General features: G+C 66.8%; 9 protein-coding genes and 5 pseudogenes. 8 read left to right on the top strand and 6 right to left on the bottom strand.

The window, feature by feature from the left end; translation table 11 throughout:
* Window positions 1–359: 359 nt before the first annotated feature.
* From ACGFYN_RS46850 to ACGFYN_RS46835, 4 genes and pseudogenes are all read left to right on the top strand, one after another.
* The gene (locus ACGFYN_RS46850) at window positions 360–770 is read left to right on the top strand and encodes a hypothetical protein (RefSeq protein WP_393872096.1); all 411 of its coding nucleotides are present in this window, start codon (window positions 360–362) and stop codon (window positions 768–770) included.
* Between the two features lie 53 nt (window positions 771–823).
* Window positions 824–1,027, top strand: coding sequence for a hypothetical protein (locus tag ACGFYN_RS46845; RefSeq protein WP_393872095.1), 204 nt, complete (start codon window positions 824–826; stop codon window positions 1,025–1,027).
* Between the two features lie 68 nt (window positions 1,028–1,095).
* Window positions 1,096–1,491 (top strand): annotated as a pseudogene (locus ACGFYN_RS46840) (hypothetical protein); the annotation flags it as partial.
* 613 nt (window positions 1,492–2,104) lie between these two features.
* Window positions 2,105–2,788 (top strand): GGDEF domain-containing protein, encoded by a 684-nt coding sequence (locus ACGFYN_RS46835; RefSeq protein ID WP_393872094.1) that lies wholly within the window; start codon window positions 2,105–2,107, stop codon window positions 2,786–2,788.
* Window positions 2,789–2,803: 15 nt separating this feature from the next.
* On the opposite strand, the pseudogene ACGFYN_RS46830 reads toward ACGFYN_RS46835, so the two are convergent.
* Window positions 2,804–3,524: pseudogene (locus ACGFYN_RS46830) on the bottom strand (IS630 family transposase); the annotation flags it as partial.
* A gap of 95 nt (window positions 3,525–3,619) precedes the next feature.
* A complete protein-coding gene (locus ACGFYN_RS46825) occupies window positions 3,620–3,973 on the bottom strand; it encodes an ANTAR domain-containing protein (protein ID WP_393872093.1) in 354 nt (117 codons plus the stop codon).
* A gap of 150 nt (window positions 3,974–4,123) precedes the next feature.
* Here ACGFYN_RS46825 and ACGFYN_RS46820 point away from each other — a divergent pair.
* A pseudogene (locus ACGFYN_RS46820) lies at window positions 4,124–4,303 on the top strand (pyridoxamine 5'-phosphate oxidase family protein); the annotation flags it as partial.
* Between the two features lie 57 nt (window positions 4,304–4,360).
* Here ACGFYN_RS46820 and ACGFYN_RS46815 read toward each other — a convergent pair.
* The 4 genes and pseudogenes from ACGFYN_RS46815 to ACGFYN_RS46800 all read right to left on the bottom strand — a co-directional run.
* Window positions 4,361–4,916: pseudogene (locus ACGFYN_RS46815) on the bottom strand (transposase family protein); the annotation flags it as partial.
* A gap of 333 nt (window positions 4,917–5,249) precedes the next feature.
* Window positions 5,250–5,450, bottom strand: coding sequence for a cold-shock protein (locus ACGFYN_RS46810; protein ID WP_393872092.1), 201 nt, complete (start codon window positions 5,448–5,450; stop codon window positions 5,250–5,252).
* 1,649 nt (window positions 5,451–7,099) lie between these two features.
* Window positions 7,100–7,918: a hypothetical protein gene (locus ACGFYN_RS46805; RefSeq protein WP_393872091.1), complete on the bottom strand. Its 819-nt coding sequence runs from the start codon at window positions 7,916–7,918 to the stop codon at window positions 7,100–7,102.
* Window positions 7,919–8,997: 1,079 nt separating this feature from the next.
* The gene (locus ACGFYN_RS46800; protein ID WP_393872090.1) at window positions 8,998–9,249 is read right to left on the bottom strand and encodes a hypothetical protein; all 252 of its coding nucleotides are present in this window, start codon (window positions 9,247–9,249) and stop codon (window positions 8,998–9,000) included.
* Between the two features lie 782 nt (window positions 9,250–10,031).
* Between ACGFYN_RS46800 and ACGFYN_RS46795 the strand changes: the two genes are divergently transcribed.
* The 3 genes and pseudogenes from ACGFYN_RS46795 to ACGFYN_RS46785 form a co-directional block, all read left to right on the top strand.
* A complete protein-coding gene (locus tag ACGFYN_RS46795) occupies window positions 10,032–10,973 on the top strand; it encodes an NADP-dependent oxidoreductase (RefSeq protein ID WP_393872089.1) in 942 nt (313 codons plus the stop codon).
* Window positions 10,974–11,719: 746 nt separating this feature from the next.
* On the top strand, window positions 11,720–12,058 hold the full coding sequence (locus ACGFYN_RS46790) for a hypothetical protein (protein ID WP_393872088.1): 339 nt from the start codon (window positions 11,720–11,722) through the stop codon (window positions 12,056–12,058).
* Between the two features lie 93 nt (window positions 12,059–12,151).
* Window positions 12,152–12,450: pseudogene (locus tag ACGFYN_RS46785) on the top strand (transposase); the annotation flags it as partial.
* Window positions 12,451–12,591: the final 141 nt, after the last annotated feature.

Raw genomic sequence — 12,591 nt, 5'->3', positions numbered from 1 at the left:
GTTCCAGCTTCGGGCCCCGACGGGGAACTGACGCACCAGCAGCAGAAGTCACACACCTACTAACGATCAACTACTGGCGCAGGACACTAGTTCTTCGTCTGCTGTTGCCTGGCCCTGGTCCGGGCGGCTCCAAGGGCCAACTCAAGCCGGAACAACCCCCGAACGCTCCCACGCGCCCCGTCGGTGGGGCCAGTTCGACCTGGAAATGCGGGGCCAGTTCAACCGTTGAACGCCACACCGACCAGCACACAGCGCGCATCGGGGCCAAGGGTGATGAACAGGGCCCGAATGGCCCTACCGGCGGTCAGCACGACTGAGGGATCGTTGTGCTGACCGCCGGTAGGGCCGGATCGGCAAGGATGCCCGGGCGCAGGTGCGGTGACTACCCACCCGCCAACCCCCAACTCACCTGCCGCACAACGGCGAAGGCGTCGCCGGACACGATCCTGGCGGCGCCCTTCGGCGTTCCCGCTTGGAGCCCCGATGCCCCACATGGCCCCGGTCCCGCCAGAGAACACCGCACCGAGACCGCCACATCGCCGGCGCACCTGTCCCTCGAGGAACGCCTGGAGTTCACCAAGGCGGCGATGACCGTCCGGCTGGACGAGGCCGCGGTCGCTTACGAGGTCAACACCGCGTACCTCGACACCCAACCCGTCGACCTGGCCGACGTCGTCACGATTCTCGCCGATATCACCGTCCAGTCGCTGCCGGACCTGTACCCGACGCCGGTTGCATATCCCTCCAGCACCGCGCCTGCCACCGCCTGATCACTGGCGGCTGGTGCAAGGATGGGCTGGTCGACGCCGACGGTGCCCGCTGCATGCTCGGAGCCATCCAGGCCGAGACCGGCGGCGACCGTGGCCTGGAGAGCAGCACCGTGAACGTGCTGATGGACGCGATCCGGCGCACGTTCGGCGACTACGTCGACTCCGTCCCTGGCTTCAACGACGCCTGGGCGAGCGGCCGCACTCCCCTCCGCATGATCGACCAGGCTGCCGACGTCGCCGACGCCCGCGGCCTGTAGCCGCCAACGCCCGTGCGGATCCCGCTTGCACAGCGTTGCTGAATTGTTATCGAGTGATTTCTGGCGTCATGTGGCCGCCATGGCTACGGTTCGGACCATGGGATTTAACGTTACACCAGGATTTGACGCTACGCTCCCCAGTGTGCCGGTACTGCAGTTGCGTGCTGCCCGGGTCGGACTGTTGCTGGATCTGCGCGGCCGCAAATGTCGTCACCGTCCACCACCAGCATCACGTAGGTGGTGGCGGTGTCGTCGAGGTGACGGCATGCGACGAAGCGGCGCAACTGGCCCTGCGGTTAGAGATGCAGATGACCCCGGCCGGTCTGCTGCGCACCCGCGCTGCAGACCGCAACACCGCAGTCCAAACCCCCTACACACTCCGGGGTTTGAGCCTCGCACTGCCGGTGCCGCCAGAGGCGACGGAGCTGCTGGACCTGGCCGCCCGCTGGGGCCGGGGGAGGGTGCCGCAGCGCATGCCGTTCGGGGTCGGAGCGCGGGGCCGAGAGAGCTGCGCTGCCCGCAGCGTTTCACCGACCCACTCCATCCGGTTCGGCGTGCACACCGCGGCCAGCACGTGAGTGGAATCAGCGCGCTGCCGGCCACCTGCCCGCAACAGTGCTGCATCGGACAGCCGCTGACCATTGATCATGCACATTGGTCCTGGCGCTGGACGGCTCACTGTTCAGCCTCCGGGAGGCTGAACAGAAAAACTTGACGGAGAACGCCACCAGCGTGTACGCCAAGGACCCCCGCGCCCAACTGCTCGAAGCCGCCCGGCGGCACGGCATGCCCGCCGTCGCCAGTTGTCGTCGACCCCCCGCTGTCCGTCTGCATCGAGCGCCAGAAGAACAGGCCCCAGCCCCGGCGTGTATGCGAGGCCACGGTCACCGATCAGCATCGGGGCGATGACCGACGCCCTTTCTCACCCGAGGAGCGAGGGCTTCACCTGGTCGTGGTGTGTAGCCAAAACCGCGCCCTGCACGTAGTCACGCCCCGGGCCGGACGACAGCGCGTCTCAAACCCAGCCGCCCGCCCCGAGGCTCACCCATCCCGTACGAGACGAGACGGAGCCTCATTATGACCTCCCTCGCCCGCGTGGCATTACCCACCGGCACGATCACAGCCGTCACCGCGGTCGCCGCGCCGCTCGCCCTGGCCGTGGTCCTCGCCGACGACGTCCGTGTGCGCCGCCAGCTGCGCACCGCACGCCGCGATCCGCTGACCGGCCTTCCCGGCCGGGACGTTCTCCTGGATCGCATCAACGACCTCGTCGCCGCCGACCGCGAGCAGATGCACGTCCTGGTCGCCGACGCCGACGGCCTCAAGGCCGTCAACGACACCCTTGGGCACGCCGCCGGCGACGTCCTGATCGCCGCGATCGGCCGCAGGCTCGACACCTGGGCGCAGGCCCGCGACGGCCTCGCCGCACGCATGGGCGGCGACGAGTTCGGCGTCGCCGTCCTGCTGCCGGCGGCCGACCTCGGCCGTGAAGTCCGCACGCTGCGCGAGTACTTGACGCAGCCGATCGATTGCGGCGCCCAGACCCTGCGCCCGGCCGTGTCCATCGGTGCCGCCTGGCCTTCCGTCCTGCCTGCTACGGCCGACGCCTCCCGGATCCTGCGGGGCGCGGACATGGCAATGTATTTGGTCAAGAAGGGCCAGCAGCCCTGCGGGTATGTCGCCACCTGCGAGGACGCCTATGCGGCCGACGTCAACGGCCGGCGCCCCGGCCGCCCCGGCACGCACCTGCCGGCCGCATGAGTTCCCTGAGTGGGGCTAGGCTTCTGAGTCAGGAATCCTGTGCATATAACTGGCGAGGCGTTCGAGGATCTCGTTTGCTGTCTTGGTCCAGACGTAGGGCTTGGGGTCGGTGTTCCATGCGGCGATCCAGGTGCGGATGTCCTTCTCGAGGGCCTGGATGCTCTTGTGGGCCCCTCGTCGTAGCTGTCTGTTCGTCAGTTCTGCGAACCACCGCTCCACGAGGTTGAGCCAGGACGAGCCGGTAGGCGTGAAGTACAGATGGAATCGAGGGTGGGCGATCAGTCAGGTCTTGACGGCCGGCGTCCTGTGGGTGGCGTAGTTGTCAAGGATCAGGTGCACCTGCAGATCTGCCGGGATCTCCTGGGCCAGCTTGATCAGGAACTTCTTGAACTCCTCGGCCCGGTGCCGGCGGTGCAGGGATCCGATCACTTTCCCGGCGCCGACCTCGAGTGCCGCGAACAGGGTGGTGGTGCCGGCCCGGACATAGTCGTGGGTGACCCACTGAGGAACCCCCGGCATCATCGGCAGCACCGGCTGGGAGCGGTCCAGGGCCTGGATCTGCGTCATCTCGTCCATGCAGAACACCAGCGCCCGCTCGGGCGGGTCCGTATACAGGCCCACGACGTCGTGCACCTTGTCCACGAAAGTACGGGTCCGTCGACAGCTTGAAGGTCTCCGAGCGGTGGGGCTGCAGGCCGAAGGCCCGAAAGATCCTCGACACGGTCGACCGGGACAGGCGGCCCCAGGGCATGGCAGCCCTCCCCTGAGGAGGAACACGGTGCAGCTACCCGGACGACTCGCGCCCGGACCCGGCCTGCCACGCCCGCACGGTCATCGCCAGGCATTCCTGCAGGAGGCTGGCATCGGGTTGCCGGTCGCGGCCGCTGTCACTGCTTCGGCCACGTGGCGCAGTTTGACGTTGGCGTGCTGGGAGACGGTCGCCAGGATCTCCCAGGCTTCCTCCGGCCGGCAGGCGCAGCCGACCATCAGCACACCGCGGGCCATGTCGATGACCGGCCGGCTTTCCATCGCCCGCCGGAGCTGTTCGTTTTCCCGCAGCAGTTCCGTGGTCGGATCCGGCGAGGGACCTGCCCGTCCCGTGTCTGCCGCCTGGTGGTTGCGCTCGCACCCGCGGAACGCGTTCGCCGGGCGCCTCCGCTGTATCCGATGCTGGAGAGATCGCACGTGGAATGTCTGCCCCAGACACCCACCAGCACACGCATGCGGGGAATCAACGCAGCTGTCCAGGCCGAACGGCCCTAGCCACCACGGCGCGCAGGAGGAGATCGTTGGGTGTCGGAGTGTGCCGTCAGGCAGCAGCCGCTGGAGGTTGCCATGAGGGATGGGCCTGATGTCGTCTCCGCGGTGTGGATGAGCGAGCTGGGACGGGAGGAGTGCCTGGCGTTGCTAGCCAGCGTGCCCGTGGGGCGGGTCGGCTTCACCCAGCAGGCGCTGCCGGTGATCCGCCCGGTCAACCATCTGGTCGACGGCGACACCGTCATCATCCGCACTCATGCCGCATCAGCGCTGCTGCGCCACACCGCGGTCGATGAGGTCGTGGTCTACGAGGCCGACCTGCCGGGTGAGACGGGCCTGGACGATGCCGTGGGCGCGGGCCGCGGTCAGGTCATGAGTCCGTCCTGGTGTCGCGCGGGAGAACCAGATCGGGGGTGCCGTCCGGGCGTGCGACGACCTGGACGTTCGTGCCGTGCTGTGTGTGTTTCTGCGAGTAGTACGGCTCGTCTGCAGCTACCCGGTCGGTCGGGATCAGCGTGCTGTCCAGGATGACGGAGTCGCCTTCGCCCAGGCCGACGAGCGCCTTACGAAGCCCCGGCGCCCCCTCGGCCAGCGTCTCGACGGTTTCGTCGACGTACCGCCATGCCGTCGTCTCCGAGACGCCGAACCCGGCTGGGACCTGGGCGAACGTCTCGTTCTTCCGTAGATGGGCCGGCGTGAGCAGGGCCTGCTTGAAGCAGCTCAACTTCCGCCAGGGAGAGCGCAGTTCACGCCTTCGGGCGTAGATGAGCCAGGAGACATGCTCGACAAGCTCGTACGGGACATCGAGCATGGCGGGATACGGAACCAACAGGGCCCCCGGGGTGTCGGCAGTGTCCAGTGTAATCAACACCGCCAACGACCAGGGGCTCTGCTCTGTCACCAACCTTGACCAGACCTCCTCACCCCCGGGAGCACAGGATGAAAGAGTTCCAGTGAGCCTCCGCCGGGCTGGCTCCTTTGTTCACCGACTTCCGACAGCAAGTGTTCATGACTCCGGGAGACACCCCAGCGACCTGAACGGCCAATGTTCACGAGAACGGAAGGCGTTCACCGGCTGCGCATTCGCATCCATGCACCGGCAGGCGGTCGGTGCTCAACTACATCGCGCTCGGCTCAATGGCTGAGCGCGGCCAGACACGGCGGCCCGGCACCCTCCACGGTGCCGGCCTGTTCGGGTGCTGGGTCAGGCGACGCGGATGTTCTCCGCTTGGAGGCCCTTCTGGCCTTGGGTGATGTCGAACTCCACGTGCTGGCCCTCCTGCAGTTCGCGGTAGCCCTGACCGGCGATGTTGGAGTAGTGAGCGAAGACGTCCGGGCCGCCCTCCTGCGCGATGAAGCCGAAGCCCTTCTCCGCGTTGAACCACTTCACAGTGCCCTTGGCCATGTCTGTCTCCTTCGAGGGGGGCCGGGCCCGCACCGTGCGGGCCCGGAGGTAATCGCCCTGGTCCGGAGAGGGCTGTACAGCAAAGCGCCCGCGGGCAAGTGACCGCGGGCGAACGACTTCGGAACCACGACTGCTCTGTGGATCACGCTAGTCCGTGTGCTGGGGCACTGCCACGCCGAAACGCCGCTAGCCCGTCTGCCGTTCAGCGTGGGGAACCGATTTCGAAGATCTTCTCCCGCTCGGCTGGTGCAAGGGTGGCCAGCTGGCTGCCATAAACATCTTGGAGAGTCCCAGACCGTGTCGCGCAAGGAAGTCAGACATTGAATGAACAGCTGCGGGTTGTTGTCTTGAACCGTCCCGTTCATCTCTTGCCTATCCCTGCCAGGGAGGTTGTATTGTTGGCCGGAAGCTATTTCTTGGATCCTTCGGACGCGTCTGTCAATGGCGAGCGGTTCGCCGAGCGAGGCGAGAGCTCCGCTGCGGGGCATCTTATTGTTCTGCAGGATTTCTTCGCAGGCGGCTGCCCACTCAAGGTTCTCGCCAGAGAGAGATGTGAGTTTGAGATAGCGGAGCACTGCTGGCCCGTACACCGCGTGGCTGAGCGCGCTGAAAAGGTCCGGGGGTGGACTGCCGAAGGCTGCAGCCGCAGAGGGAATGGCTTGCACCTCAATTGCTTTCGCCGACCCCATCTTCTGGAACATGTCCTTCATCGCCGCCTCGGCCGGGCGGTGTGTGGCCTGAGAATATATGTTGCACGGCGGTCTCCAGGAGAGGCGGGCCACTGCGTGAAACTGCCGTCCGCCGACAATGCGGCGAAACCGGGCGAGAGGACAATAAACTGCGGCCTATCGCCGAAATCGGGGGTTCCAGATAGCACGACAACATCGTCGGCGCCGAGCGCCCCGACGGCGAACCACACCGGCGCGGGCCTCGCGTGATGAACCCGCTTCCTCACCTCGTTATTGTGCTCAATCAGCCCCGTTTTGTCTTCGACCTTGATTGTGAATGGGGCGCGGTCATGCGGCAGCGCGGCGGTCGTCTCACTCTCCGAGGCCCCCCTTTCGCATCGTCACCCCAGCCAAGTCCCAAATCCGGTGCGGGTGCGGCTGCGGGTGCGGGAGCTGCCACCGGTGGCGGTGGCCATCCTCCTGCCCGCGGCTGGCCCGGAGGCTGCTGCCATTTCACTTCTGGTGGTGCTGGTTCTGTGTCTTCTTCTGGTGGTGGTGTTGGTTGTGTGTCTGGTGGTGGCGGCGGTCCTTCTGGTGCTGCCGCCGCTGCTGCTGCTGCGGCAGCGCGGCCTTGCAAAGCGATCCCTACTGCTGGGCCTACTGCAGCCACAGCCCGCGCGGTCTCTTCCGGCTGCAATAGAGCGGCCAGCTGTGCGTCTGCGGCCAGCTGCACGTCCGCAGCCTTCTGCTCCACTGGAGCCGGAGCCGCTGGTGGCGGTTGCGGCCTCTGTTGCTGGGGCGGAGGGGACTTCTTCTTCTCCTCGGGGTGACATTGTCTGCCTCCGAGTGTGGAAGCGGGGTGCTGCTTTGGTGACCTGTATGCGGCTGCTGCAGTCGTGGCTTTGCGCGGTGGTGTGCGTTGCGGATCGGTGGCCGGGGACCCTGCGGTCTCTCGCTGGGTGCAGGGGGCGGTCGGCGGTTCTATGTGCTGATGTGGGATCGCTGGATTTCGGCTTTCACCCGGTTTTGCAGGTCGGGGGGTGGGGCCTGGCCCCAGCCTTTGAGGATCTGGCGGACTGTGTCGGTGAATTCGGTGATGTCTGAATAGCCGGCGTCCTGTACCCGCTGGAGGACCGGTTCGGCCGCGGGGGCGCCTTCGACGCGTGCTGGGGGCTGGGTCTCTGTCCACTGCTCGGGGTATTGGGCGAGTGCGTCAGCCGTGTAGCCGGCCTGTTTCTGCCGGTATACCCATTTTCCGCCCATGGTGCCCATCAGCCAGCCGGGGTTGTAGGTGTAGTCCACCGGGTCCGAGACGGCTGCGCCCTGGGCCGTCTTATCCTCGGTAACGGTCTGGGTCACAGCACCGCCGGAGGCTCGCGGGTCCGTCTCCGTCCACTCCCATATCCCGTCGTCCGGCAGCGGAGCGAACTTCATCGTTCCCTGGTCGTTCCAGTAGAACCACGTCTCCGGGCCCCTCACGTCCTCCAGCTCAGCCGTCTTCTCCGGTTCCGGAATCCGCACCAGCGCCAGCATCTGACAGAACGCGGTCCGCTGCCCGTCGGGATTGTTCAGCACCTTCTCGAGATTCTTAAGCAGCGCCTCCAGCCCGAAAGCCGTCGCATCCGACTCCATCGCCTCCGGCCCGCCCTCCTCGGCCACCAGCGGCACGAACTTGTCCTTCACGGACGCCCAGTCCGCCAGGGCCTCCAGCGTCGGAACCACATCCCTCAACGCGTCCACCAGCTCTTTCCGGTACTCCTCCCGGGGGATCAGATAGGATTCGGGAATTTCTTTTGCCATGACACCCTCCAACTGTCACTCGCGGTCCCGCAACCACCACCCACCCCCTCTCAGTCTGCGGCAGACACCACCCCTCCGCAGCCCAAGGTCTGCTCGACGACGTAGCGGAGTTTTGCCGAGGCCCTGATGTTCGGTGCGCACTTGCGGGAGATGAGCGGCAGAATCCGCCGCCTGCACAGCTCTCGGCGATTGGTGTTGGAGAGCGAGGGTCTGGGGGACGTCGTTGACCTTGGCCAGTGGTGGTGATGACCTTGAACGGGGTATCGCGTTCGTCGCAGATCAGGTGATGTTTGCTGTGTCTTCCGCGTCGACCCGGCGACGGACCGCGCGGCTCCCCCACTTTTCGCGTGGATGCGGGACCCGTCCACGCACGCGCGGGACCATTCCATTTCGCCGTGCGCGTTCAGTTCGGCCAGCAGGATGCGGTGCAGCGGTTCGAAGACTCGGCACCTGCTGCCACCGCTCCAGCCCGCCGCCAGCGGGTCTGCCCGGAGCCGATCCCAGCTCCAGCGGCATCGCAGACCTGGAGGAGGGCGGATACCTCGCCCATGTCCGGGAGGGCCGCTCGAACGTCTACCGGATCGCTCCGGACCGGATGCTGCGTCATCCCGCCGACGCCCCGGCCACCGTCGCGGAGCTGCTGTCGATGCTGGTGCGGCACGAGGCCGGGCATCCCGCCGCCGTGAGCGCAGATCACGGCGCCTGACGCGCTTGACGCGAACCCGGTCGTCGAGCCCCGCCATAAGGACGGGACGTCGCCGAAGCGGGGGTCCTGGGCGCCGGCCGAGCCCCACTCCCGCCGTCGCGTTCTGCTGAACGATTCTGGTCAGCACCCCCCTCGTGATCTACCGCGTCCTTAAAACTTGCCGTTTCAGGGCGTCTGCCATCCGCCGCGTCCCAGCCCGGTCGTCGGCCAGTGCCACAGTGACCCGGATGCGTTTGCCGACCGGTTCGCGGTGCATCTCGAAGCTGCGGCACAGCAGGGGTTGCTGAATTGTTATCGAATGATTTCTAGCGTCATTTGGCGGCCGTGGCCTACCGTTCAGGCCATGGATTTAACGTTACACCGAGATTTAACGTTACACCACCCCGGCGTCCAGGTGCTGCAGTTGCGCGCTGCGGGGGTCGGACTGGTGCTGGATCTGCGGCAAGTCGTCACGGTCGTGCACTGGGGCGCCGATCTCGGTTGGCTCAGCGAGGACGACCTGGTGGCCGTAGCGGACGCGGGCGCCATGACCGCCGAACTGGACTTGCTCGACGAGCCACGGCCGGTGGGCCTGCTGCCAGCGCACTCCGACGGCTGGCCGGGCCGGCCAGGGTTGCCCGGGCACCGACTCGGCCGGGACTGGTTGACCAAGTTCAAAGTCGTGACCGTCCATCACCAGCACCACGTAGCCGGTGGCGGCGCCGTCAATGTGACCACGGCACCGCAACGACCTGAGGAGCGCGCTGCTGTTCGTTGCGCTGGTCCTGATCGGGTTCGTCGCGTTCTATCTGGTCATCCGCGGAGAGGTTCCCAGACCGTGATCGCGGCGCTCCTGCAAAGGGTTACATGCCCAAGCTGGAGACCACGGTGGACGGCAACCTCTCCGACAGCTTCGCCGTCGGCAAGGCCGCGATCAATACCGCCGGTCCTGGATGATGAATACCTACACCGAGTCCAAGGGGATGGACGTCGGCATAGCGCCTACTCCCATCGGGCCCCCCGGCAAGCGCGTCACTATGTTCAACGGGCCCGTCCGACTCGATTTCGGCCAGCAGCACGAAGAAGGCCGCCGGGCCCAAATGGGTCGAGTTCCTCGCCTCGCCGGCCTTGGTCAATGCACCAGCCGGGAACCGGTAGGTGATCAGGGCCAGTGGCCCCGCCATCGGGTGCCTGGTGCCTCCACCTCAGCTTGGCGTCTAAGAGGATGCCGTCCAGTCGTTGAGCGGGCTTCGGGAGCAAGCGGGTCGTCCCGCCGCGCGCCGTTCCGGGGGAACCCGCAACACGACGGACCCTCCCGCCCCCGAGGTCCCGGGGGCAGCGGATCGGAGCCCAAGCCCACCGCCCACCGCCCGCCGCACCGGCCCCACCGCCTCGACAGCAGACAACGGCACGATCAAGGAGTTCGCTATGAAGGCAGCAGTCATCAACCAGTACGGACAGGTCCGCGACGTGGTGATGGTCACCGACGTCCCCGTTCCGGTCCTCAGCCCCCAGGACGTCCTCATCCAGGTCCACGCCGCCGGGGTCAACCCTGTGGACTACCTGATCGTCAACGGCTTCATGGCGACCGGGCAGCCCGCGCAGCCGCAGGTTATCGGCAACGAGGTATCCGGCGTGGTGACGGCCATCGGTGACGAGGTGAACCGGTTCTCGGTCGGCGACCAGGTCTTCGCGCGGGTCGACCCCCGGGTGGGCGGTGCGTTCGCCGAGTACGCGGCCGTGGACCAGTCCCTGATCGCCGCCAAGCCGACAGCACTCTCCTACACCGAGGCGGCCTCGCTGCCTCTGGTCGCACTCACCGCATGGCAGGCCTTGACCGAACAGGCCGACGTGAAGGCCGGAACACGCGTCCTGATCCACGGTGGCGCCGGCGGAGTGGGCTCGGTGGCCGTCCAGATCGCCAAGCACCTCGGTGCCGAAGTAGTGGCCACGGCGGATGGCGACAGCGTGGAACTCGTCCGCGCTCTCGGCGCCGATCGTATCGTCGACTACAAAACGGAGAAGTTCGAGCAGGCCGTATCCGACATGGATGTCGTCTTCGACACCATCGGTGGGGAGACTCAGGAACGCTCCTTCCAGGTCCTCAAGTCCGGCGGCACCCTGGTCTCCACAGTGCCCATCCCCGACGCCGAGGCCAAGAAGGCCCAATGGGGCGTCGAAGCACGCAGCTTCCTCATGCGCCCGCACGGCGAACAGCTCACCAAAATCGCCGCCATGACGGATTCCGGTCACCTGAGGCCCGTCGTCGAGACTGTCTACCAGCTGGCCGAAACCACGGACGCCCTGCTCAAGGTCGAACGCGGCGGTGCCCGAGGCAAAACCGTCATCGAAGTCCAGCACACCTCATGAACCGCACCTGAAGCCGATCAGCACGGCTGTCGGTGCCTGAGAGGCGCACGAGGTACTGCCGGACCCCGACGGCCGACCCCACCTTGAAACCCCGCACCCCCTGCCTCCCACCGCCCGCGCGGCGGGAGGCGGGTGAGCGCCCCTGTGAGCTTCTATGTCCCGTCAACCACCACGTCCGCCGAAGCGGCGATGTTGAGGTGGTGATAAGAGGCGTCGGGCGAGGTAGCGCTTGAGGCAGCGACGAATCTCGAAGTCTGTCCTGCCTCTTCGGTACGTCGTGGGGGAGTGGATACACGGCGAGGCGGAGGCGGGATGCAAGGTCCGTGTCCGCGTCATCCCACACCACGACCATGAGATCGAGGTGTTCGAGGCCGCATCAGGAAGGTATCTGGGCCCTGCCCACTCATCCGACGCCGCCACCGACGAGCAGCGCAGGGCGCACCGCCGGCGCAAGGCGGCCGAGAAAAGCGTCTGGCCCGTGCCATGTCCGCGGCCGCCGAGCAGACCCGTATCCAGTACGCGGCGGTCACCGGGCCGAGATGCCCCGGCAACTGGGGTCGCTGAGCGAGGCCGCGCCGTGCAGCCGATCAGGAGCGGCTGCACGGCGCGGCCGAGCTCGCGCTGCCCAACCTGATCCCGCCCGCCGCGCCGCCGGATGACTGGGCCACCCCGGCCTCGCTGCGCGCCACATGCTGGCCCGCCACACCGGCTGACACGACGCGGGCATCCGATGAGGAGGTGGACCGGTGACGGGCCAGTTGCCTCCGGCCGAGGGAGACCACTACCTGTACCGGAAGCTGCCCGATGCGCAAGCGGTGGCCACCAAGGCGCTGCTGCGGGCGCGGGAGAACATCGCGGACACGGTCGATGCGCGGGCGATGATGTGCGTCTACGGGGCGTCGGGCTGCGGCAAGACCTTCGCCGTCAACCGCGGCCTGGACCAGCTGGAACCTGTGGAAGTTCTCGATATTCCCCAGCTGAAAGTTCACGACGGTCCCCATGGGGATCCCGGAGGCGGCTCCATCGTCACCAGGCGTGTCGTGGTGCGGCGCCAGGGAGTGTCTAATCAACGGCCGATCTGTTGATCATGGAGACGCCAAGTGAGTGAGATGACGATCGAGCCAGAGCCCGTAGTCGAGTCGGTCGGTGCGGCCACGTCGGACGAGCAGTTGATCGCGATGCTGGTCGACCGGGCCCGCGGTGAGGGTCTGCAACTGATGGGCGAGGGCGGGCTGTTGCAGCCGCTGACCAAGCGGGTGCTGGAGTCCGCCCTGGAAGGCGAGATCACCGATCACGTCGGCTACGAGAAGCATGATCCGGCCGGGAAGAACAACGGCAACAGTCGCAACGGCACCCGCGCCAAGACAGTGCTGACCGACGTCGGCCCAGTCGAGGTCAGGGTGCCCGGGACGTGGCCGGAACCTTCGAGCCGCAGATCGTCAAGAAGCGGCAGCGCCGGCTGACCGGGGTGGACGAACCCTACAGGTTGACGAAAGACTGTGAGTCTTCATCTGGCTGGTCCAGGACCGGCTGGCAGGGTTGACGCCGGTCGCCTCGTCGTAGTCGTGACTCGTGACAAAAGTGGCCCCCAGGGGTGCCTTGCCTATGAACTGTCCGA

This window comes from Streptomyces sp. NPDC048419 (assembly GCF_043200415.1).
Taxonomy (GTDB): domain Bacteria; phylum Actinomycetota; class Actinomycetes; order Streptomycetales; family Streptomycetaceae; genus Streptomyces.
The sequence above is the reverse complement of the archived record's forward strand: the minus strand, read 5'-3'. Positions and strand labels throughout refer to the sequence as shown.